Origin of the sequence: Bacillus sp. MM09(2025), assembly GCF_050496725.1 — a bacterium.
Lineage (GTDB): Bacteria > Bacillota > Bacilli > Bacillales > Bacillaceae > Bacillus > Bacillus pumilus.
The window spans coordinates 413749-437497 of sequence record NZ_JBNWEN010000001.1 but is presented as its reverse complement, the minus strand read 5'-3'; the positions used below and the strand labels follow the sequence as shown (position 1 = coordinate 437497).

The window sequence follows — 23749 nt, the reverse complement described above, 5'->3', positions numbered from 1 at the left end:
CTTTTTCTAGATTAAACCGTTTTTAATTGTTCACTTTCATCCTCTTCATCTGGCTGGATGAAGAAGAGGACCAAAAATAGAGAAATAAGACTGCAAATGGTCGAGAGGATAAAAACAATGGAGTCCCCTTTATCCATGAGATAAGCGTAAATCGGTGGCCCTAAAGCGACACCGATAAAACGCATACTGCTGTAAAACGACGTAATGGTTCCGCACTGCTCTTTTTCAATTCCTTCTGTGATCAGGGCATCTAGTGCAGGCAGTACAATACCGATGCCAACACCGCCAATGCTTAAGCAGATAAACAATACGTAAAAGCTGTGATTCCACCATAAAAACATATAAGAAAGTGATAACAAGGCCATTCCTACGATTAAAAAGATTCTCATTTTCCCTTTTTCTTCTCCAATCGTTTTCCCAGCAACGTATGAGCTGATGGATAGAAAAAGGAGCGGAATGCTAAGCAGGAGCCCTTTTTTGACACCCTTAATTTGATAAGCTGCCTCTAGGTTATCAGATAAGTAAAAAAGCACACCAAAAAGAAGAAACATAATAAAACCGCCAATTGCAAAAATAGCATACAGCCAGCGTCCCTCATGCTTAAATATGGTCTTTGTTGATTTTAAAAATTCTTTAAATGAAGGCGGGTCCTCCTCTTTTTCCGCGGACTCTACCATGAACAGTACCATGAGAAAGCTGATGATTGAGAAGAACGGAATAAACCAAAACGGCACAAACCAAAACCATGAAGCCAAAAGCGCCCCAATAATCGGGCTCAATACCTTTCCAGCTGTGTTAGAGGTTTCAATGGCGCCTAGTCCCGCACTAACTTCTTCATCATCATGAAACAAATCTCCAATAAACGGCATTACGACAGGTGCTGCCCCGGCTGACCCAACACCTTGTAGGACCCTGCCAAATAGAATCCACATGTACGGCTCTTTCATGATCGTTGAGGCAACTGCTGCCACAGCCCCTCCAAGTCCTGCGATTAACAGACACGGCAGGAGTACCTTTTTTCGCCCGATTCGGTCTGATAAATAGCCGGCGATCGGAATACATAAGATCGCGACAACGGAGTATACCGTAATAATGAGGGAGACTTGAAAGGAAGTAATGGAAAGTGTCTTTTCTATCTGTGGCAATACGGGAATGAGCATCGAGTTCCCAAGTGTCATGATTAAAGGCACTGATGATAATGCAATAATATTCTTTTTACTAACTGTTTTCTCGCCCAACATCATTCACCCAATTCTATATACTGTTACGTATTAGTGTGGCAAGTTTTACGGGTATTATGTATGGGCAAACAAAAAGCAACCGCTTATGAAAGCGACTGCTCGTTAAAATCGTTTACGTATCACATGAAAGCTGAATTTATCCGCTCGAAAATAATTTAGTGAGTATAAGACCGGCTGATCATCCTGATCATAGTGCATTTGTTTCAATAATAATAATGCTGTTTCAGGATCACATTCTAGTATCGGTGAAACCTGATCGTGGTAGCCGATTGGTTCAATGTCAGCAACTGCATATTTAATCCCGCTGTGTGGTTCTCTTCCAAACAGCTCAAAAAGAGACTCTTCTTCATGTGTAAAAGAAGCAGGAAGATGCTTAACCGGAATTTTATCTAAACAGTAAACCACTGGCTGTCCATCTGCCGTTCGAACGCGCTCCATTGAAAAAACCTCATCAGATTCATCACACTGAAAACGAATCACATCATTCTCTGTTGGCTCCCCTTCTTGGGAGGATAAAAAGATGGTACCAGGCGTCATATTGACCTGCTCTATCATTTTCGTGACACTTGCCAGCTGTTCTATGCCTGTTGAAAAGAGTGGTCTTGTGTTGACGAACGTACCCACACCATGCCTTCTAATTAAATATTTCTCTTCTTCTAATATACGAAGGGCTTCACGCAGTGTCGCTCTGCTCACGCCTAAAAGCTTTGAGAGCTCAAATTCAGAAGGCAGTTTCTCTTTTTCGGCATATACGCCTGTTTGTATATCTTCTTTAATACGGTCAATCACTTTCAAATATAAATGGCGATTGTCTGTTTTGGTCGACATGTTTTCCCTCCGTCTAATCAATGCAAATGATAAGATGAGAAATCTCTATTCCGAGATAAGTTGAACATAACTATATCATGTTTTTGCAAATAAATAAATAGTCTGACTTCCAGTTAACATAATCATACTATCGTTCACTTTTTTTTAGAAAGCTCTCTTCGATTTATGAAGAGAGCTCGTCATATTGTTCTTTTGAAAGCAGGACTTCTCTCGGTTTACTTCCTTCATAAGGACCGACAACACCCCGCTCTTCCATTGCGTCAATCAGGCGGGCAGCCCGGGTATAGCCGATACGGAATCTTCTTTGAAGCATAGAGACAGAAGCCGTCTGCATGCCGATGATGAGTTCCACTGCTTCATCATATAAATCGTCATCCACAGCCGTAAGCTGATCCTGCGTTTCTTCAGTTGGGATCATTTCTTCTTGATATTGCGCTTTTTGCTGAGTGATCACATGATCAACGACATGCTCCACTTCTTCATCTGATAGAAAGGCGCCCTGCACACGAACCGGTTTGTTTGCACCAACTGGCAGAAACAGCATGTCCCCTCTGCCGAGCAGTTTTTCTGCGCCCCCCATATCAAGGATCGTCCTTGAATCAGTTTGCGAGGACACGCTAAAGGCGATGCGAGATGGGATGTTGGCTTTAATGACACCTGTAATGACATCGACAGAAGGTCTTTGTGTGGCGATAATTAAATGAATCCCAGCTGCACGAGCCATTTGCGAAAGTCTTGTAATGGAATCCTCCACATCTGAGGAAGCGACCATCATTAAATCTGCAAGCTCGTCTACAATGACGACAATATAAGGAAGTTCTGGCTGTTTCGCCTCTTCTGATTGATTCATTCGTTTAATGTAATCATTGTATCCTTCAATGTTTCTTGTCCCCGTATGAGAAAATAATTCATATCGGCGTTCCATTTCACTGACGACTTTTTTCAGTGCCTGTGAGGCTTTCTTAGGGTCCGTTACAACGGGAGCGAGTAGATGCGGAATGCCATTATACACATTTAGTTCAACCATTTTCGGATCAATCATCATCATTTTTACTTCATGAGGTTTCGCTCTCATGAGAATACTCGTGATAATACCATTAATGCACACACTTTTTCCGCTTCCTGTCGATCCTGCTACAAGTAAATGCGGCATTTTGTTCATTTCAGCGAGCACGGCTTCACCCGAAATATTGCGGCCGAGTCCAATCAGCAGCTTCGCATTTGGACGGTCATTTTGCTTCGATTCTAATACCTCTTTTAAAGAAACCATCGCAATTTCTGCATTAGGAACCTCAATCCCAATGGCTGATTTCCCAGGAATCGGCGCCTCAATCCGAATATCTTTTGCTGCAAGAGCAAGGGCTAAGTCATCACTTAAATTGACGATTTTACTTACCTTCACGCCAACATCGGGATAGACTTCATATTTGGTGACGGCTGGTCCTAAGTGAACCTGTGTGACTTTTGCTTTTACGCCGAAGCTTTGAAACGTTTTTTCAAGCTTTCTTGCATTTTCATATATATTCTTCTTGTCTGTTTGCTGTCCTGAGTGCTGCGGCTCTGCCAAAATATCCAGTGACGGCAATTCGTAATCTTTGTTTTCAAGTTCCGTAAACGTCATCGGCGGCGCCTCTTTTGGTTCATCAGCTGAATCTGATGGAGCAGGCGCACTTTGCACAGATTCTTGAAGAGGCGAAGTCTCTTTTGCCGCCTGCTCTTTTTGAACGAGCGGGGTGAGAATGTCATCTCTATCTGCAAAGCTTGAGATAATCGGCTGACTATTGTCAGGCACCGCTGCTTCCTCTTCAACTAAGATCTGATCATCTTCGTCCTCTTCCTGAATACGAGACCGTTTTTTCTTTTCGGCCGTTTTCTGAGAGGACACGCTCTTTTTCGCCTGCCGGATTCCTTTCATATCTTCAACAAACGCTTTCCACTGCTTCACCATAAATTGCGAGACAGGCAGCGTCACTTTTTTCACCATTTCTTGAAGAGATCGATTTGTAATCAGCACAATTCCAATCAGCATCAGAACGATTGCCATGATTTGAGAGCCTGCTTGTGCAAATAAGAAATAAGAAGCAGCAAATAATACGGCACCGATCATGCCGCCTCCTAAATCAGGCGATCCTGTCTCACCTTTCATGTCCATCAAGAAAAGCTCAAATGTATTTCTGATCACACTTTGAGAGCCTATCACACCTGCAGATGAGAGGTGCTGAAAGAGCTTCACATGAGACAAAAGCAAGATACTCGCAATGATGCAGTATAGCCCTGCCTTTCTCCTTGTCAACATATCTGGGATTTGTTTTTTCCAGAAGATGGTCACGCCAAAAAGAAATAATCCGATAAGGCAGAGAATGAACCATTCGCCTGCAAAAAATCGGAATAAATATACGAAGGTTTGTCCAACGACGCCTAGCTGTAAAATGGCAATGATCGCTATGGCAATACAGACTAACCCATTTAATTCATATTTCAGTTTTAGCTGTTTATTTTGTTTTTTTCTCGTTTTCCGTTTTCTCTTTTTAGCCATACTCATCACCTTACTACGAAAGAAAATATAACCTACCGAAAGATCAGAAAGAAAGCAGCCTGGTTTTGGCTGCATCTTGTTGTAAGTTTTCCCTTTATTATAGCATAGAATCATTCATATGAGTCGGTTTGATTGGAGCCTAATTGTAACTTCAATCGCTTGCCTGGTGCAAGCTCTTGGTTCAGAAAATCCATTGGATTGGTACTCATGACTTGAACGATTTCTGCTTCATCCTCTTTCATTTCAACCATAACTGGCACGCCTTGGATGGATACCTGCTGAAGTTTGCGGTCTCCTTGCTCCTCCGCGTAAATGGCTTCATATGGCATAGGTGTGTATAAAATCATTGGATCATCCCCTCGTTTTGAGATGCCCTTTCTCCAATCAGCTCATTCAACTTTTTAATTGCTTGTCCTACACCGCCTACTTCATTCATGAGTCCGTATGCTGCTGCCTCATGACCAACAACATTTGTTCCAATGTCTCTTGTCAAATTGCCTTTTGAGAACATGAGCTCTTTGAACTTCTCTTCTGTAATATTGGAGTGGCTTGTCACAAAGTTAATGACTCTTTCCTGCATTTTATCTAAGTATTCAAATGTTTGCGGGACACCAATGACAAGACCAGTTAAGCGCACAGGATGAATGGTCATCGTGGCTGTTTCCGCAATATAGGAATAGTCACACGATACAGCAATCGGGACACCAATGGAGTGGCCGCCGCCAAGTACAATCGATACAGTCGGTTTTGATAGAGACGCAAGCATTTCTGCAATCGCTAGCCCCGCTTCAACATCGCCGCCTACTGTATTTAAGATGATCAAAAGCCCTTCAATTTTTGGGTTTTGCTCTACTGCTACGATTTGCGGAATGACATGTTCGTATTTGGTGGTTTTATTTTGTGGTGGAAGCTGCATGTGGCCTTCAATTTGTCCAATAATGGTAAGGCAATGGATATTTGTATCTTGCGGCAGCTGTGGTATGGCTGTTTCACCAAGCTGCTGTATTTTGCTCATTATGCTGTCTTTTTCTTCTGGCTTTCGCTCAGGCTGCTGTTCATTTTTTTCGTCCATTTGTCTCCATCCTTTCCTCAAACTCTCCTCCTATTATGAACAAGAAGACCGTATTCAATCCGCATTCCTCGCACCACATCAAAAAAGCCCAAAGAGCTTATACTCCTTGGGCTTTCTCATCACACTTCCATAATAATTGGAATGATCATCGGCTTACGTTTTGTTTTTTCATATAGGAATTGATTAAGTACGTCACGCATGGATTGTTTCAACGTTGACCATTCAACAATTGAGTTTTCCGTTTGCTCTTTGACAATACCTTTGACCATTTCTGTCGCTTTCTCAATCAGCTCTTCAGACTCTCTGACATACACAAATCCTCTTGTGATGATTTCAGGTCCAGAAATTAATTGTTTCTTTTGTTTATCGAGCGTAATGACGACAATTAAGATACCGTCTTGAGACAATAAGCGTCTATCGCGTAACACAATGTTACCAATATCACCAACGCCCAGACCATCGATCAAAATATTGCCTTGGTGAACTTTTTCACCGATCTTGACGTTCTGCCCTCTAAACTCCACAACATCTCCTTTATCAATCAAGAAAATGTCACTTCGTTTCATTCCCACTTCTTCAGCAATACGAGAATGTGCTTTTTGCATACGATATTCGCCATTCACCGGAATTAAATACTTCGGCTTGAGTAAGTTCAGCATGAGCTTTAACTCTTCTTGGCAGCCGTGTCCAGAGACATGTACACGTTTTTGCGCAAAAATGACTTGTGCGCCGCTTCTTGTAAGGAAATCAACTGTTTTTGAATAGGTGAGTTCTTGTCCAGGAAGAGGTGTAGATGCAATCACAACCGTGTCATCTTTTTCAATATGAAGCTGTTTGTGATTTTGTTTCGCCATTTTTGTTAACGCAGCAAGAGGCTCTCCGTGGCTTCCAGCTGTCAGGATGACCACATCGTTTTTCGCCATTTTCTTCACTTCTTGAACTGGTACAAATAATTCTTCGTCTGCTGTGACATAACCAAGTTTGATCGCCAGCTGAAGAGTTGTCATCATATTCTTTCCTGCAACGGCAAGCTTACGGCCATTTTGATTTGTTGCATTAATGATCTGCTGCACTCGGTTAATGTTAGATGAAGATACAGCCACAATGACACGATTTTCAGCATTGTACATCGCATTTGAGATTTCGTCTTGGACGAGCGCCTCAGAAGGTGTATAACCTGGTTTTTCAGCATTGGCACTGTCTGAAAGAAGTGCTAGCACGCCATTGTTTCCAATTTTCGCAATCTCTCCGATGTCACAGGCTTGGTTAAGCGCTGGGGTTTGATCAAATTTAAAATCACCTGTGCATACGATTGAACCAAGAGAGGTTTTGAAGCTGATCCCAACTGAATCAGGGATGCTGTGATTCGTTCTAAAGAATGATACCTTTGTTGTTTCAAACGTAATGACTGATTTTGCATGAACCTCACGCAAATCAGCTTTTTGATTGAAGCCATACTGTTTTAATTTTTCTCGAAGTAACGCAAGGGTCAGCTTCGTTCCGTAAACTGGTACAGACAATTTGCTTAAGCAATGGAATACGCCTCCGATTGCTTCATCATGTCCGTGGGTAAGAAAAATTGCTTTCACCCGATCAGCACGTTCTGTTAAATAAGAGATATCAGGAATGACGACGTCAATGCCTAGCATTTCGTTTTCTGGATGCATCAAGCCTGCATCCACCACATATATGTCGGAATCAATTTCAATGACATATAAGTTTTTCCCGATTTCTCCAACGCCTCCAAGTGCAATAATTCTTACGTTCTCTGTATTTTTCTTTTTCAAAATTCTTATCCTCCTAGTCTCAAGCCCGTCCATCATCGCTTAATGCTATTATAACTGAATCTAATTTTAGAAAACAAGATGAAGTCACATTTTAAGAAAGTGTTTATGTATAAAAAACGGTCATACTCAGGGACATCTGAGAATGACCGCTTACGAAATCTTTTGTTTTGGTCAGCTGTTTAAGACGCTGCTTAAATCCAGTCTCTCTTCTTCTGACAAAGGTAGAAGCGGAAGACGAACCGATCCGACATCTAGTCCTTTTAGCTGAAGAGCCGTCTTAACGGGCGTTGGATTTGGCGCTGAGAATAGCTGTTTCATAATTGGGAGCAGCTTTTGATGGATCAATGCGGCATTGGCCGTTTGACCTGAAGCATAGCTTTTCAACATTTCCTGCATATCAAGCCCTACGATATGAGACGCAACAGAGACTACTCCTTTTGCACCAACAGATACAGCAGGAAGTGTTAAGCTGTCGTCACCAGAATAAACATCGAAATCTTCTGGTGTCTCTGCAATGATTTTTGTCATAGCATCAAGATCACCACTTGCTTCTTTGATAGCGACAATGTTAGGTATTTGCGCAAGCTTAATGGTTGTTTCTGGGGCTAATGACGCAACCGTTCTCCCTGGTACATTGTAAAGCATGACAGGAAGAGATGTAGACTCGGCAATGGCTTTAAAGTGTGCATACATGCCTTCCTGTGATGGCTTGTTGTAGTAAGGTACGACAAGCATCACTGCATCAACGCCCGCTTCTTCTGCTTTTTTCGTTAGTTTGATAGACGCATTTGTATTATTACTGCCTGTTCCTGCAATGATTTTACAACGACCATTTGCTAATTTTACCGATTGCTGAAAAAGAGCGACTTTTTCTTCAGTCGATAAAGTTGGCGATTCGCCTGTTGTCCCTGCAACGACTAACGAGTCACTGCCGTTTTTTAACAAGTAATCAATGAGAATTGATAGCTTTTGGAAATCAATGTTGCCCTTTTTATCAAAAGGTGTAATCATAGCTGTTGCGATATTTCCGAAATTCATTTTTTTCACCTCATCATGATTCAATCACATTTATCTTGAAAGTTCAAACACTTCGTGCAGGGCATTGACAGCCGCTCTCATGTTTTCTTCGTTCACTAGCACCCAAATGGTCGTATGGCTGTCAGCCGATTGTAAAATCGGAATGTTTTGCTCGGATAGAGCCGATACAATTTTAGATGTGACACCTGGTACACCCATGATGCCTGCGCCAACAGCTGATACTTTCGCACAATTTGTTGTGACAATTGGCGTATAGCCAAGATCTTTTAGGATCGAGGTTGCCTTTTCAGTCATTGCACCTGTCACGGTATACACAATCTCACTCGGCGTAATGTTGAAGAAATCGACACTGATTTGTGCATTAGCCATTGCTTTAAAGACCTCTGTTTGGACGCTGTACTGCCCTTCTTTTGCTGGGACTTTGATTTGCGTCACATCATTGACATGTGCAATACCCGTAATGAGGCGGTCATACACATCATGGCTCATTTTATCTGAGTAGTGTGATGTGACGAGTGTGCCCTCTTCATCAGAGTATGTTGAACGGACCCTCATTGGTACTTTTGCTTGCATCGCAATTTCGACAGCTCTCGGGTGAATGACTTTTGCTCCTTGATATGCAAGGTTGCAAATTTCTGTATAAGTCACGACTCTGAGCGGCTTTGCATTTTCAACAATGCGGGGATCTGCCGTCATCACGCCTTCTACATCTGTAAAAATATCAATAAAGTCTGCCTGCAATGCAGCACCTAAAGCAGCTGCGGACGTATCACTGCCGCCTCGTCCGATTGTGGTCACGTCCCCATTTTTCGCAGCTCCTTGGAACCCAGCAACAACGACAACATCATGTTCAGACAGTGCCGCCTCGAGACGCTCACACTTCATATCAATAATTTTCGCACTCGTATGCTCCTTATCTGTCACAAAGCCAGCCTGTGCGCCTGTCATCGCTACAGCTTTTAGCCCGTTTTCATTCAGCATACTTGAAAACACAACAGCTGAAATATTCTCTCCGCAGGAAACGAGCAAGTCTTTTTCTCGATTTGTCATGTGCTGCGCGCTGCCATAAAGCAGACCAAGCAGCGTATCTGTCGCATAAGGATCACCTTTTCGTCCCATTGCGGAAACGACGACAACCGACTTATAGCCTTTCTCTTTTGCCGATAAGATATGTGCAAGTGCCCTTTTTCTACCTTGATCATCTTTGACAGATGTACCGCCAAATTTTTGGACAATTATTTTCACTGTCTTCACTCCAAGTTCATTCTGACGTAACAGAAGAGAGCAGGCGAAAGATGCCTAACTCTCTTCTGTTCGTCCTCATCATCCATTGAATGTTAAACTAATTTTAATGCTTTTAAGCTTTCTGCAATTTGAACGGAGTTCCATGCAGCGCCTTTTAGCAGGTTATCAGATACAATCCACATATGGAACCCGTTTGGACGGTCCAAATCTTTCCGAATGCGGCCGACAAATACGTCGTTTTTCCCAACAGCATCTGCAGGCATTGGATAAATTTGCTGAGACGGATCATCTTGCAATGTAATGCCTGGAGCATCTTTTAGAACGGACTTGATGTCGTCAACTGTTGCGTCGTTTGATTCTAGTTCGACGTAAACAGATTCTGAATGTCCTGTTTCAATTGGAAGTCTCACACATGTTGCCGCTACTTCCAGCTCTGGCATATGCATGATTTTTTTCGTTTCGTTGATCATTTTCATTTCTTCAAATGTGTATCCATTGTCTTGGAATTTATCAATTTGCGGAATCGCATTAAATGCAATTTGATAAGGCATGACTTCCGGCTTCACATCTTCTTTATTTAAAATGGCTTGTGATTGGCTGTATAGCTCGTCAATGGCTTCATGTCCTGCACCTGATACGGCTTGGTAAGTGGACACGATGACTTTTTTCATGCCATACGCCTGACGAAGCGGTTCTAATGCCGCTACCATTTGAATCGTTGAACAGTTAGGGTTTGCAATGATTCCTTTATGGTCATGCAAGTCTTTTTCGTTTACCTCTGGTACGACAAGAGGGATGTTTTCGTCCATACGGAAAGCACTTGTGTTGTCTACAACAATCGCACCTCGTTTGACCGCTTCAGGAGCTAGCGCCTTGGAAACATTTCCTCCAGCACTGAATAATGCAATGTTTACTCCTTCAAAGCTTTCAGGTGTTGCTTCCTGTACGGTATACTCTTGACCTCTGAATGTCACTTTTGTTCCAGCAGAACGTTTTGAGGATAGTAGAGTCAGTGTATCCATTTCAAAATCTCTGTCAGCTAGTGTTCTTAACATTTGTTGACCGACAGCTCCAGTCGCTCCAACTACAGCTACATGCAATCCTCTTCCCATCAGTAAAACTCCTTCCGACCCATCCATGATTCTTTTCTTTCGGATGGCCATCCTATGACTTTTTACATTTTATTTTACCATAGAAAAGCAAGGCTTGAAGCATCTTTTTTGAATCTTTCATGATTTTCTAGTGAATCTATTATTCGTTTGGTCCAATTAAAATCGGCTGAATTTGTCTATGCTGAAGTGCCTCTTCCACTGTTTGAGAAAGCAGATTCATGTTCGCGACCATGGAGGTCGGTTTTTTAAATGGATCATCTTGACCAAATGGAATAAAGAAAATATTCTTTGTCGACATCAACCTCATCAGATTTGTACCATTTAAGCCTAGCGCATCATTTGTTGAAATTCCTAAAACGACAGGACGATGATTTCGAATGGTTGCTTTTGCAGCCATTAAAACAGGGCTGTCTGTCATGGCATTTGCGAATTTCGCCATCGAGTTCCCAGTTAATGGAGCAATGACCATACAATCAAGTGGCAGCTTAGGCCCGAGCGGCTCTGCTTTCACGATTGAGTCAATTGCCTTAAAGCCAGTCAGCTTCTCAATCCGCTCAATCCAGTCCGCCCCATCTCCGAATCTTGTATTCGTGTTCTGGACCGTATATGACACCACTGGACGCACTTCTGCTCCTTCTTTTACAAGTGCTTCGATTTGCGGATAAACCGCTTCGTACGTACAGTGGGAACCAGTTAAGCCAAAGCCGATTCTTTTCCCTTTTAATGTTGTCATGATTCCATCCCCCTTTTTTCCTCTGCAAGTTCACATAAGAGCCCAGAAAGCACTTTTGCAATGATTTGCCCTGCTGTCTTTGGCGCAACAATTCCCGGAAGTCCAGGTGCAAGAAGCGCCTTCACTCCGTGTTTTTGTGCAAAGTCAAAGTCTGTTCCTCCTGGGCGGGAGGCGATATCCAAAATGAGTGTCTTTGGTGTCATGCTGACGATGACAGATGAATCTAATACAAGGCTTGGAATGGTATTGATGATGATATCTACATCCGTTACTTCTTCTTTTAACTGGTCCATTGAAAATGGATCGAGTCCCATTTCAAAGGACCGCGCCAAGTGAGCTGTATCTGCTGCCCCTACTTTTACGTCCGCACCGAGTGCCCGAAATGTGCGGGCAATGGTGAGTCCTGTTCTTCCGAGCCCGAGAACAGCAACACGTGATCCATGAATGGTATAATCCGTTTGCTGAATGGCCATCATGATAATCCCTTCAACTGTAGGAATAGAGTTATATATGGCAATATCATCTCGCTCAAACAGCTTCACAAGTTTTCGGTTCACCTGCTTTGCCAGATTGTCTAAGTACGTATTAGAAATACCTGAGTACAAGGTACAATGGGCAGGGGTTCTTTCTAAATATGTTGCTTCTAGTAACACCTGTTCATTTGAGAAAACTGTCGCGACAACACCTTCATCCGTTGCGCCTGATACTGGCAGGATCATACTGTCTACCTGTTCGAATGGTAGTTCTGACATTTTTAGCTTTTCAGCCCCTATAAATCCGTGATCCAGCTGATCAAATCCAACCAAAAACACTTTGGCATGCTGCTGTGACAGCTTGCGAATAATTTCAAGCTGCCTTGCATCTCCCCCGATCACCGCAACCGTTAAACCGCTCAACATACTGACCGTTCACCTTCTTTATTTAAAAAAGTCTGTAATATTTTCTGAATCTCCCTTTTAGCATATGAGGAGAGGATTCAGCCTGTGAACAAATCGAAGAGAGAAAAGAAAAAGAGCACCCATTTATGATGGATGCTCTTTTTCCCCGGGCGGCTGAAGTGCTTCAGGCACATCGAGAATGATCATATCTGATCCTATTTTTTGAATGTGATTCCACGGGACGCGGATGTCATTTCCTTGCTTTCGAAAACCAAACCACTTCACCGAAGGTATGATGAGTGCTGTGATTTGACCGTCCTGTTCATTGATTTCAAGGTCGGTTTGTCCAAGCACGCCAAGCCGCTCCGCTCTTTTAATATCGACGATCTCTTTTCCTGACAGCTCACTTAGCCTCAAAATCGCATCACTTCCCTTCCGTATCATATATGCAGCCACAAGAAGAAATAGACCGTCCCGCTTTTTCAAGTTATGAATGATGCCAATTTGAATACCAAGCTGGTTTCAGTAGATGAAAGTGATCATGGTCTGCGAGCATTCTTTCCACTCTGTTCACCATGTCTTTTACATGTTCAGTGTCATAAGAAAGCGTCCAGACAATAGAAGAAAAGCAGCTCATTGCTGTATAGATAGAAAAAAGAAGCCAAAAATCGTCTGTGGCCTGCGTACTTACATAGTAATCCAGTTGCCCTGCTGAAAACGGAATACTATTTTCTCGGCTAAATAAGGACAATTTATAAAAATCATGAACTGGGTCACCCCAGTCAGATTGATCAAAATCAATGACTCCTGAATACTCACCTTCTTGTATGATGATATTCCCCAAATGAAAATCATCATGCTGGAATTGATTAGGCCTCGCCTTTACTGCATCAACATGTGATTTAATAAAATCTAATACGAATTGATCCTGAGCAAAGGTCACTCCACTTGATTGATAGGCATGTACATACCGTTCATGTTTCGTCATGACCCTCTCTTCCCATGTCGCGATATGAGAAGGTGCGGGACATGTATGCATGAAACTAAGTTCTTTGCCTGCCCGTCTCCCGATTTCATACTGCTCTTCATTTGTAAGCAGATGGATGGATGCTCTAGCATTCTCTCCTTCAATAAATGTGAAAATACGATAGGTACAGTTGAGTTCAGTATTCATCCCAATCTCCATCACTTCAGAACATAGAAGGCCTCGATCTTTAAACTTTTGCTGAACTGACGCTTTTCTTTTAAAATTGGAATACGTTTTGAGGTTTGATAGCTTGAGCACTAGCTTTTCACTTGAGGATGTTGTGACGAGATAAGTACGGTTTCCAGAAAGGCCAGATGTCATCGGCTCAAAGGAGATGGCTTGTGTCAGAAGCGGAGAAAGGATTTTCAGTTTTTCACGTTCCATGTAAGCAGCGCCCCTTTCTTCTTGATATATAATAAACGGCAGACCTCTTAAGAAGCCTGCCGTGTTGTTTACATTATGATGGCTGATCACCCGTAGGACTAATAAGCGAGAGCGCATAATCCTCTGTAAAGATTCGTTTGGATAAGTTATTCACACCTTCTAATGTGACTTTGTTGATTTCGTCAATAATTTCATCAAGTGTGCGATGTTTGCCAAGGAGCAGTTCGTTTTTACCGTTTCGGCTCATCTTGCTGTTTGTGCTTTCAAGGCTGAGCATCAGGTTCCCTTTCATTTGCTCCTTAGAGTTTTCAAGCTCTTTTTGCGTGATTCCCTCACGCTTTAAGACGTCTAGCGTTTGTAAGATGGTTTCAGAGAGTAGGTTTAACTGCTTCGCTCCAGTCCCGCCATAAATCGTCAGCATGCCGTTATCTGCAAATGAACTGTGATAGCTGAAAACAGAATAAGCGAGTCCTTTGTCTTCTCTTACATCCTGGAACAAGCGGCTGCTCATGCTTCCGCCAAGAACATTATTTAAGACGATTAAGTCATAGATGCCTTTGTCTCCAGCTGGGAGGCCATTAAAGCCCAAGCATAGATGCGCTTGCTCTGTTTCCTTTTTGCGTGTGAGCTTGTCATAGTGAAATTGCGGCGCTTCTACAGGCTGTTTTTTTCCTTTCGTTTCATACGAACCGAACAACTTTTCAACTTCACTAATGAATGTGTCATCCACATTCCCTGCAACAGAGATGACGACGCGGTCCGGCGTGTAGAATTCATCCATATAAGCTCTAAGAGAGTCACCGTTAAAGGTAGAAAGTGTTTCTTCTGTTCCTAAAATCGGGAAACCTAAAGAATGATCACCATAAATCGCTTTGCTCAACAGATCATGAACGATATCATCAGGTGTATCCTCATACATTTTGATTTCTTCATATACTACATTTTTTTCTTTTTTCAACTCTTCTTCATCAAAAGCAGAGTGGAAGAACATGTCGCTTAATACATCGAGGGCGTAGCCAGCATGTGAATCAAGCACCTTTGCATAGTAGCAAGTGTATTCTTTTGACGTAAAGGCATTCACTTGACCACCAATGCGGTCAAAGGATTCTGCGATATCACGTGCAGATCTCGTCTTTGTTCCTTTAAAGAACATATGCTCTAGAAAGTGTGAGATCCCGTTAATTTCTGGTGTCTCATGTCTAGAACCAGTTCCAATCCAGACGCCAATTGCGACAGATCTTACAGTGGGATTGTTTTCAAGTACAATTCTTACTCCATTTTGGCAAGTATACGTTTTGACCAAGTTTTGCTCCTCCTATTCAACAAACAGATCGAATCACGGATGTCTTTTTTCACTTAGGAGGTCAGAAACCGTTCCTAATTCATATCCTCTTTCCTTGATTTGAGTGATAAGTGCGTCAAGACTTTTCGCCGTCGAATCTGTTGGATGCATTAATATCATCGCCCCATTGTGAATTTTCCCAAGCACCCGTTTTTGTAGTATGTTTGGTGACGGTTTTTGCCAGTCAATGGTGTCTACCGTCCACATAATGGTTTCCATTCCTTCTTCTGCAGCCAGCTTCACTGTTTCTTCTTTGAAACTGCCGCTTGGAGGGGCGAACCATTTCGGTTTTGTTCCAAGGGAGTCTTTAATTTGACGATTCGTTTTGGTAATCTGCTCTAATGCTCGTTCTCTTGTCAGTGTGCGCATATCCGGGTGATTGTATGAATGGTTTCCAATTTCATGACCATCTGCCACGATCTTTTTAGCAAGATCCGTGCTTTTTTTCACCCATTTGCCTTCTAAGAAAAAGGTCGCCTTGACCTGATGCTTTTCCAGTGTCTTTAACATCTTGATTAAATGCTCGTCACCCCAAGCCACGTTGATGAGGAAAGCAGTCATTTTTTTATCTGGATGTCCCTTGTAAATGGGTTCAGCACCAAGTTCATGTAAATGAATAGAAGGTTTTGTTTCATTGAAAACAAGCAGCTTTTCATCAAATGACCCTCGTTTTTTCATTTTTTCATAAGAGGCATCGATATTGACCGTCTGTCCATTTAGACCAGGCATCTTTTTCCACACTTTATCAATCTTAGCATTTTGCGCCTTCACTTCATAGTCAGAAGACTTCGATTCAATCTCTTGATATAAAATATCTTTTGAAACAGATGCAACCTCAGCATGCTCTTTCATTGATTCAATATATGTAACAGCGGCCGGCTGCTTCATCGTTTGATATGACACGAGCAGTAAAAATACAAACACAATGAACGGTAACGTTTTTTTCAATGGTTGTCCCTCCCCTTTACCACAAATTATGATAGGGAGAAACAAGCTAGAACTATTGTTAGCACAAGAAAAGAAAGAAGCCTGGTACGGATACCTGGCTTCTAACATATTTCATTAAGACTGTTTTTCTTCTTTTTCCTTTTCTTCACGTAAAACAGCTTTGCGAGAAAGGTTCACACGGCCCTGTTTATCGATTTCAGTGACTTTGACAAGTAATTCATCGCCAATTTTCACGACATCTTCTACTTTGCCTACACGATCAAGCGCAAGCTCAGAAATATGAACAAGTCCATCTTTGCCGCTGAAGATTTCAAGGAAAGCACCGAATTTTTCAATGCGTTTTACTTTACCTAAGTAAAGTTGTCCTACTTCAACTTCTCTCACAAGATCTTCAATGATTTTCTTCGCTTTTTGGTTCATGTCTTCTTCTGTAGAAGAGATAAAGATTGTACCATCTTGTTCAATATCGATCTTCACACCGGTATCTTCAATAATTTTGTTAATTTGTTTACCGCTTGGTCCAATGACATCGCGAATTTTATCAGGATTAATTTTCATCGTTAAGATTTTTGGTGCATAACGAGACAATTCTCCTCTAGAAGCAGGAATCGTTGACAGCATGCTATCTAAGATTTCCATTCTTCCTTTTTTCGCTTGTTGGAGAGCTTCTTCCAAAATGTCTTTTGATAGACCATCGATTTTGATATCCATTTGAAGTGCTGTTACACCTTTTGATGTACCTGCAACTTTAAAGTCCATATCTCCAAGTGCATCTTCCATTCCTTGAATGTCTGTCAGCACTGTGTAGTATTCCCCAGATTTCACAAGTCCCATTGCAATGCCTGCAACTGGTGCTTTAATTGGAACACCTGCATCCATCATCGCAAGTGTGCTTGCGCAAATACTTGCTTGTGAAGTAGAACCGTTTGATTCTAGTACCTCAGACACAAGGCGAACCGTATAAGGGAAATCTTTTTCAGATGGGATCACTGGTTCTAATGCCCGTTCACCTAGCGCTCCATGTCCGATTTCACGGCGGCCTGGACCACGCATTGGACCTGTCTCACCAACACTAAATTGCGGGAAGTTGTAATGGTGCATGAAGCGTTTTGATTCTTCAACGCCTAGACCGTCAAGAATTTGCACATCGCCAAGTGCACCTAATGTACAAATACTGAGCGCCTGTGTTTGTCCTCTTGTAAATAGACCTGAACCGTGCGTTCTTGGCAGAAGTCCTACTTCTGAAGAAAGTGGTCGGATTTGATCTACACCGCGTCCATCTGGACGTACTTTCTCTTCAGTGATCAGACGACGAACTTCATTTTTGACAAGCTTGTTTAATACGTCTTTCGCTTGTTTAATTGTCGCTTCGTCGCGGTCTTCTTCTTCAAATTTCTCAACCACAGCTTTTTTCACAGCACTGATTGCATCTTCACGTGCATGCTTCTCATGTACTTGAATCGCTTTCAGCAGGTCTGTTTCAGCAAGTGCCTTTACTTCGTCTGCTAACGTTTGATCTACTTCATATAAAGGAATATCGATCTTTGCTTTACCGACTGCCTTGACAATTTCCTCTTGGAATTCGATTAAACGTTTGATCTCTTGGTGGCCATACATGATAGCTTCAAGCATTGTTTCTTCTGGCACTTCATCAGCACCAGCTTCGACCATGTTGATCGCATCTTTTGTTCCAGCGACTACAAGGTTGATGTCACTTTGTTCAAGCTGTTCTACATTGGGATTGATGATAAACTTTCCATCAACTCGTCCTACTGTAACGCCGGCGATTGGTCCCTCAAATGGAATGTCAGACACACATAATGCTAATGATGAGCCAAACATTGCAGCCATTTCAGATGAACAATCTTGATCCACACTCATGACGATACTAATCACTTGTACTTCGTTTCTAAATCCATCTGCAAATAATGGACGGATTGGTCTATCAATTAAGCGGCTCGCAAGGATCGCTTTTTCACTTGGACGGCCTTCTCTTTTAATGAAGCCACCAGGAATTTTACCTACTGCGTATAATCTTTCTTCATAGTTCACAGTAAGCGGGAAGAAATCAAGTGGTTTTGGTTCTTTAGAAGCTGTTGCTGAGCTAAGCACAGCTGTATCTCCGTAGCGTACGAGGACCGCTCCGTTTGCTTGCTTTGCAAGCTGGCCAGTTTCAACTGTCAGTTGACGTCCAGCCCAGTCTATGGTGAAGACATGTTTCTCTTGTCCCATTCTGAGAAAAACTCCTCTCTTATCTTGAAATTTTAGTTAATTCTTATTATGAACAAAATGATTTTCACATATCAATGTGAAAGGTGTATGTAGAAGGGTTTTTGCCATTCTTTCAACATTTTAACCATAAAATATTAGTGATTATACGATAAAAAAGCGGGAATTCTCCCGCTTTTTACGATTATCGACGTAAGCCTAGTTTGTTAATTAACTCACGGTAACGAGTTACGTCTTTATTACGTAGATACGTAAGAAGATTACGACGTCTACCTACCATTTTCAAAAGACCGCGACGTGAGTGGTGATCTTTCTTATGAGTACGTAAATGCTCGTTCAAGTTGTTAATTGATTCTGTTAGGACAGCGATCTGAACTTCTGGAGATCCAGTATCAGATTCGTGTGTTTTGAACTCACTAATTAATTGAGTTTTACGCTCTTGAGTAATAGCCATCCTGTTTCACCTCCAAATCATGTTAGCCCCATCTACCTCGCAACCGTCGGTGAAGTCGGCCTGCCAAGTAAGTGGTTTTAAAGCTACAGGAATAATCATACTAAAAATATGCTGAATTTGCAAATGGTAGAGCTGTTTTTCTATGAATTTTTTGTTTGCTTTCGCTGATGTTGAAAAAACTGAATCGCTTCTTCTTTATCTTGACTGATTTGAGCCGTTAACTCCTGGATTCCGTTAAATTTTTGCTCACTGCGAATGCGCTTGAACCACTGTAATTTAATCGGCTCACCATATATTTCTTCGTTAAAATCAAAGAGGTTTACTTCAATAGCAGGCTGATCAGGGCGTTTTTCATAAAAGGTTGGTTTATAGCCAATGTTACAAACACCGTCATACACTTTGCCTTTCACTTCTGCTCTTACTGCATAAACTCCTGTTGGCGGAATGATATATTCAGCAGATAAACCGACATTGGCAGTCGGAAAGCCGATCGTCCGTCCTCGCTTATCTCCATGAATGACAATACCGCGCAGCTGATAAGGTTTACCTAAAAGCTCACTTACATATTCAACATCTCCATTTTTCAATGCAGAGCGTATGAGTGTTGAGCTGACTTTTCGGTCTTGATTGGACAACTTAGGAACGATGGTGGCCGAAATACGCCCTTTTCCGTACTCATCGAAGGTTTCCATTGTGCCTGCACCAAAACGACCAAACGTAAAATCAAAACCAGCTACTGCATGCTTTACATTCAGCTCATCTAAATATTGATCGACAAACTCTTGAGGCGATAGCGCTGCAAAGCTTTCGCTGAACTGCACAATGTATAAATAGTCAGCGCCCAGCTGTTCGATGAAATCAATTTTATCCTCAAGCGGCGTAATTAAGTCCTTCGGTTCACGTGCTTTTTGCAAAACATGTGATGGGTGCGGATGAAAGGTCATGACTGCTAAAGCCAAACCTTCTTTTCTCGCAATGCTTTTTGCTGCGTCAATCACTTTTTGATGTCCGAGGTGAACACCGTCAAAATACCCTAAAGCCATAACAGACGGGGCTTGATCCTTTTGATTCAATGTATGTGGGTGTGAAATATGTATAGTCTTCACGAGATGGTCACCTTTTCTTTAAGATTGCTTGTCCTGAGATAAGATCTTCGCCGGCTTCATTAGATTCTGTTTGGTCGGGTGCTTCATATATATCGCCATACACCGGCCTGAAGGAGCAAAGACAGCGACACGATCTTCCTCTGCGAAATGAGCGAATTCATCAGGCATTGGCAGGACTGCACCGTTTTCCACTTTACTTGCTAATGTATCATTTATCTCCCATTTCGGCAAATGATTGAGCGCACGCTCGATCGGGACAAGGTGCTCATCTACTGTACCTTCTTCGCTTATATCTCGCAGCTCATCAAGGGTGATGCACTCATCTAGTGTAAAATCACCTGATCCTGTGCGAATGAGGTGTGACATATGAGCTGGGAATCCTAGTTTCTTTCCAATATCAACCGCTAAGGTTCTGACATATGTTCCTTTTGAACATAAAACGGTGAATCTAAATGATACTTTTCCATTTTCAAATAAAGCAGGTGTTGTCCGCTCGATACGGTGAATCGTAATTTCACGGCTCGGTCGCTCAATTTCAATGCCTTCTCTTGCATATTCATAGAGCTTTTTCCCGCCAATTTTCACTGCCGAAAACATAGGTGGAATTTGTTCAATGGTTCCTTGAAACTGTTTCAGCACAGCATCAATTTCTTCTTCTGAGATGGGATTTTGCACCTTTTCTTCTTCTACGATCTCACCTGTTTGGTCTTCTGTTGTTGTAGAAAAACCAATCGTGATTTCTGCGTCATACGTTTTTGATTTATCTGTTAAGTATTCGACAATCTTCGTTGCTCTTCCGATACAAATGGGCAGAACACCTGATACCTCGGGGTCGAGGGTACCTGTATGTCCCACTTTTTTTGTATGCAGGATCTTTCTGACTTTGAACACACAGTCGTGAGAGGTCATCCCTCTTTCTTTATGTAATAAAAGAACACCATTTATCATCTGCGCTCTCTCCTTTCGTAAACGATGAAAAAGGACAGACGATCATCGCCTATCCTTATTTCAACGTCTTATTCGTGATCTTTTGTGTTTAGTTCAGCAATTAGGCTTTCAATTCGGTTTCCGTAATCCACGGATTCATCGAATTCAAAGTGCAGTTCTGGTGTTTTGCGAAGTCTAATTCGATTGCCAATTTCAGAACGGATATACCCTTTAGCCTTTGCAAGGCCTTTTAAGGTTTCCTCTCTTTTTTTCTCGTCACCGAGAACAGAAATGTAAACTTTCGCAATTTGCAAATCACCGGATACTTCGACATCAGTTACAGTCAAAAAGCCGATTCTTGGATCTTTTAGCTTTCTGCCTAGGATGTCGCCTAATTCCTTTTTCATCTGCTCACCCACGCGGGTTGCTCTCATACTCATGATCTTATCACCTCTAATTAAAACCACTCAGTTTTCGTGATCGTTCGTTCAATTTCAGGAAAAGAATCAATAAAGCTTAAAACACGCTGCAATTCCTTTTCCACTTGAACCCGGGATGAGGAAATTACGGCGATTCCAATTGATGTACGCTGCCATGTGTCCTGGTAATCCATTTCAGCCATGGTTACATTGAATTTATGGCGCGTTCTTGTCAGTATACGCTGAAGAACCGCACGTTTTTCCTTCAGTGAGGAGGCATCATAAATGATGCACTCACATTCGGTATAACCGATCATTTTCTTTCGATTTCTTGCATAACGAATGATTCCATGACATCACCTTCACGGATATCATTGTACTTCTTAATGGTAATACCACACTCATAGCCTTGTGAAACTTCTTTCACGTCATCTTTGAATCGTTTTAATACGTCGACTTCGCCTTCAAAAATAACGACGCCGTCACGAATTAAGCGGATACCACTATCTCTTGTGATGGTTCCTTCAGTGACATAACCACCAGCAATTGTACCGATTTTAGATACTTTGAACGTTTGACGAACTTCAACTTGACCGATGACTTTTTCTTCATATTCAGGGTCAAGCATTCCTTTCATCGCCGCTTCAATTTCATCGATGACTTTATAAATAATGCGGTGTAAGCGGATATCTACGTTTTCTGTTTCAGCTGTGCTCTTCGCATTTCCATCAGGACGTACGTTAAATCCGATCACGATCGCATTAGAAGCACTTGCTAAAATAATATCAGATTCTGTAATCGCTCCAACACCCGTATGGATGATTTTCACTTTTACGCCTTCTACTTCAATTTTTTGAAGAGCAGCCGTCAGTGCTTCAGCAGAACCTTGTACGTCTGCTTTCACGATCAAGTTGATATCTTTCACTTCACCTTGTTTGATTTGCTCAAATAGGTCATCTAGAGATAATTTCGCTTTGTCTGAACGCTGTTCATCAAGCTGTTTCGAAGCACGCGCCTCACCTACTTGACGAGCTGTTTTTTCATCTTTGAACACTAGGAACTGATCCCCTGCATTCGGTACATCGTTTAAACCAGTGATTTCAACAGGTGTAGATGGTCCTGCTGTTTTCACGCGGCGTCCGATGTCATTAACCATTGCACGTACACGGCCAAATGTATTTCCGACAACGATTGGGTCACCTACATGAAGTGTACCAGTTTGAACAAGAAGGGTTGCAACAGATCCTCTTCCTTTATCAAGCTCAGCCTCGATGACAGTCCCTTTTGCCGCACGATTTGGGTTGGCTTTCAGTTCTCCAACTTCGCTGACAAGAAGGATCATTTCAATCAACTCATCAATGCCTTCACCTGTTTTTGCAGATAGAGGAACGAAGATTGTTTCGCCGCCCCAAGCTTCTGGTACTAGACCATGCTCCGTTAATTCCTGCATCACACGGTCAGGGTTCGCTGTTGGTTTGTCAATTTTATTGACAGCAACAATGATTGGCACTTCTGCTGCTTTCGCATGGTTAATCGCTTCAACCGTTTGCGGCATAACGCCATCATCTGCTGCAACGACTAGAATGGTTGTATCCGTTACCTCAGCACCACGTGCACGCATCGTTGTAAAGGCTGCGTGTCCAGGTGTATCAAGGAACGTGATTTTCTTGCCGTTTTCTTCAATTTGGTATGCACCGATATGCTGCGTGATTCCACCAGCTTCGCCTTCAACGACTTTCGTCTTACGAATGCTGTCAAGAAGCGTTGTTTTCCCGTGGTCAACGTGTCCCATGATCGTCACAACTGGAGGGCGTACTTGCATATCTTCTTCTTTATCTTCAACTTCATACTTTTCAAGTTCAGTTTCTTCTAAAATAATGACTTCCTCTACTGGAACACCATATTCAGAAGCGATTAATTCAACTGTATCTTTATCCAGCTCTTGGTTAATGGTTGCCATAACACCAAGCATCATCAGCTTTTTGATAATTTCAGCTGTTTCTTTTCCAAGCTCTTCAGCCAGCTGGCCGACTGTCATTGAATTTGTAAATTCAATTTTTTCAGGAAGCTCTTTTTTAGGTTTTACAGGTCTAGCTTGTTGATGCTGCGATTTGTTATTTCCACCGCGTTTATTTTTGTTTTTGTTTTGGTTGTTGTTTTTTTTGTTTTTATTAAATTGATTATTCTGCACGTCATTCTTCTTTCTATCATTGTTTTTGTTAGATGATTGTTTTTTTTGTTCTGCGGGTTTCTCGTTAGCTGTCTCTTTTGCTTTGGCTTTTTTATAGATCGCGTCTAGCTTTTTCACAGTGTCGTCTTCAAGCGTCGCCATGTGGTTGTTCACTTCCACGTTCATATCCTTAAGCGCTGCTATAATATCTTTACTTGAAACATCTATGGCTTTTGCGTATTCATATACTCTCACTTTAGCCATTCGTTCACC

Annotated in this window: 22 protein-coding genes; all 22 read right to left on the bottom strand. The window is 42.1% G+C overall.

The features are described from left to right. Positions 1-11 precede the first annotated feature (11 nt). Positions 12-1241: an MFS transporter gene (locus ACQYAC_RS02260; RefSeq protein WP_234034893.1), complete on the bottom strand. Its 1230-nt coding sequence runs from the start codon at positions 1239-1241 to the stop codon at positions 12-14. Positions 1242-1343: 102 nt separating this feature from the next. Next, positions 1344-2069 (bottom strand): GntR family transcriptional regulator, encoded by a 726-nt coding sequence (locus ACQYAC_RS02255; protein ID WP_429942633.1) that lies wholly within the window; start codon positions 2067-2069, stop codon positions 1344-1346. A 163-nt stretch (positions 2070-2232) separates the two neighbouring features. Next, positions 2233-4605 (bottom strand): DNA translocase FtsK, encoded by a 2373-nt coding sequence (locus ACQYAC_RS02250; protein ID WP_429942632.1) that lies wholly within the window; start codon positions 4603-4605, stop codon positions 2233-2235. A gap of 110 nt (positions 4606-4715) precedes the next feature. Continuing rightward, positions 4716-4952: a YlzJ-like family protein gene (locus tag ACQYAC_RS02245; protein ID WP_058013957.1), complete on the bottom strand. Its 237-nt coding sequence runs from the start codon at positions 4950-4952 to the stop codon at positions 4716-4718. Continuing rightward, on the bottom strand, positions 4949-5677 hold the full coding sequence (locus tag ACQYAC_RS02240) for a ClpP family protease (RefSeq protein WP_058013958.1): 729 nt from the start codon (positions 5675-5677) through the stop codon (positions 4949-4951). Before ACQYAC_RS02240 ends, ACQYAC_RS02245 begins: the two co-directional genes overlap by 4 nt. Before the next feature lie 119 nt (positions 5678-5796). After that, a complete protein-coding gene (gene rnjB / locus ACQYAC_RS02235) occupies positions 5797-7464 on the bottom strand; it encodes a ribonuclease J2 (RefSeq protein WP_169056537.1) in 1668 nt (555 codons plus the stop codon). A 171-nt stretch (positions 7465-7635) separates the two neighbouring features. Continuing rightward, the gene (gene dapA, locus ACQYAC_RS02230; protein WP_144462034.1) at positions 7636-8502 is read right to left on the bottom strand and encodes a 4-hydroxy-tetrahydrodipicolinate synthase; all 867 of its coding nucleotides are present in this window, start codon (positions 8500-8502) and stop codon (positions 7636-7638) included. Positions 8503-8532: 30 nt separating this feature from the next. Beyond that, the gene (dapG, locus tag ACQYAC_RS02225; protein WP_012010005.1) at positions 8533-9747 is read right to left on the bottom strand and encodes an aspartate kinase; all 1215 of its coding nucleotides are present in this window, start codon (positions 9745-9747) and stop codon (positions 8533-8535) included. Between the two features lie 92 nt (positions 9748-9839). Further along, the gene (gene asd / locus ACQYAC_RS02220) at positions 9840-10859 is read right to left on the bottom strand and encodes an aspartate-semialdehyde dehydrogenase (protein ID WP_429942631.1); all 1020 of its coding nucleotides are present in this window, start codon (positions 10857-10859) and stop codon (positions 9840-9842) included. 139 nt (positions 10860-10998) lie between these two features. Beyond that, positions 10999-11592, bottom strand: coding sequence for a dipicolinate synthase subunit B (gene dpaB, locus ACQYAC_RS02215; protein WP_058013961.1), 594 nt, complete (start codon positions 11590-11592; stop codon positions 10999-11001). Then, positions 11589-12491 (bottom strand): dipicolinic acid synthetase subunit A, encoded by a 903-nt coding sequence (dpaA, locus tag ACQYAC_RS02210; RefSeq protein ID WP_061407829.1) that lies wholly within the window; start codon positions 12489-12491, stop codon positions 11589-11591. The genes dpaB and dpaA overlap by 4 nt, the downstream gene beginning before the upstream one ends. A gap of 123 nt (positions 12492-12614) precedes the next feature. Further along, positions 12615-12887: a YlmC/YmxH family sporulation protein gene (locus ACQYAC_RS02205; protein WP_012010001.1), complete on the bottom strand. Its 273-nt coding sequence runs from the start codon at positions 12885-12887 to the stop codon at positions 12615-12617. 70 nt (positions 12888-12957) lie between these two features. Further along, entirely contained in the window at positions 12958-13881 is a 924-nt protein-coding gene (locus ACQYAC_RS02200; RefSeq protein ID WP_429942630.1) for an aminoglycoside phosphotransferase family protein, read from the bottom strand. A 73-nt stretch (positions 13882-13954) separates the two neighbouring features. Further along, complete coding sequence (locus tag ACQYAC_RS02195) at positions 13955-15184, bottom strand: M16 family metallopeptidase (RefSeq protein ID WP_061407824.1); 1230 nt, start codon at positions 15182-15184, stop codon at positions 13955-13957. A 33-nt stretch (positions 15185-15217) separates the two neighbouring features. Beyond that, the gene (locus ACQYAC_RS02190) at positions 15218-16111 is read right to left on the bottom strand and encodes a polysaccharide deacetylase family protein (protein ID WP_429942781.1); all 894 of its coding nucleotides are present in this window, start codon (positions 16109-16111) and stop codon (positions 15218-15220) included. A gap of 174 nt (positions 16112-16285) precedes the next feature. Continuing rightward, a complete protein-coding gene (gene pnp, locus ACQYAC_RS02185; RefSeq protein ID WP_003211098.1) occupies positions 16286-18403 on the bottom strand; it encodes a polyribonucleotide nucleotidyltransferase in 2118 nt (705 codons plus the stop codon). 181 nt (positions 18404-18584) lie between these two features. After that, entirely contained in the window at positions 18585-18854 is a 270-nt protein-coding gene (gene rpsO / locus ACQYAC_RS02180) for a 30S ribosomal protein S15 (RefSeq protein ID WP_012009997.1), read from the bottom strand. Between the two features lie 140 nt (positions 18855-18994). Further along, entirely contained in the window at positions 18995-19960 is a 966-nt protein-coding gene (gene ribF / locus ACQYAC_RS02175) for a bifunctional riboflavin kinase/FAD synthetase (protein ID WP_429942629.1), read from the bottom strand. An 18-nt stretch (positions 19961-19978) separates the two neighbouring features. Further along, positions 19979-20908, bottom strand: coding sequence for a tRNA pseudouridine(55) synthase TruB (gene truB / locus ACQYAC_RS02170; protein ID WP_429942628.1), 930 nt, complete (start codon positions 20906-20908; stop codon positions 19979-19981). A gap of 68 nt (positions 20909-20976) precedes the next feature. Then, positions 20977-21327, bottom strand: a complete 351-nt coding sequence (gene rbfA / locus ACQYAC_RS02165; protein ID WP_007499525.1) for a 30S ribosome-binding factor RbfA — start codon at positions 21325-21327, stop codon at positions 20977-20979. A 17-nt stretch (positions 21328-21344) separates the two neighbouring features. Beyond that, on the bottom strand, positions 21345-21623 hold the full coding sequence (locus tag ACQYAC_RS02160; protein ID WP_012009994.1) for a DUF503 domain-containing protein: 279 nt from the start codon (positions 21621-21623) through the stop codon (positions 21345-21347). Further along, a complete protein-coding gene (gene infB / locus ACQYAC_RS02155; protein WP_169056529.1) occupies positions 21620-23740 on the bottom strand; it encodes a translation initiation factor IF-2 in 2121 nt (706 codons plus the stop codon). The genes ACQYAC_RS02160 and infB overlap by 4 nt, the downstream gene beginning before the upstream one ends. Between the last annotated feature and the right edge of the window lie 9 nt (positions 23741-23749).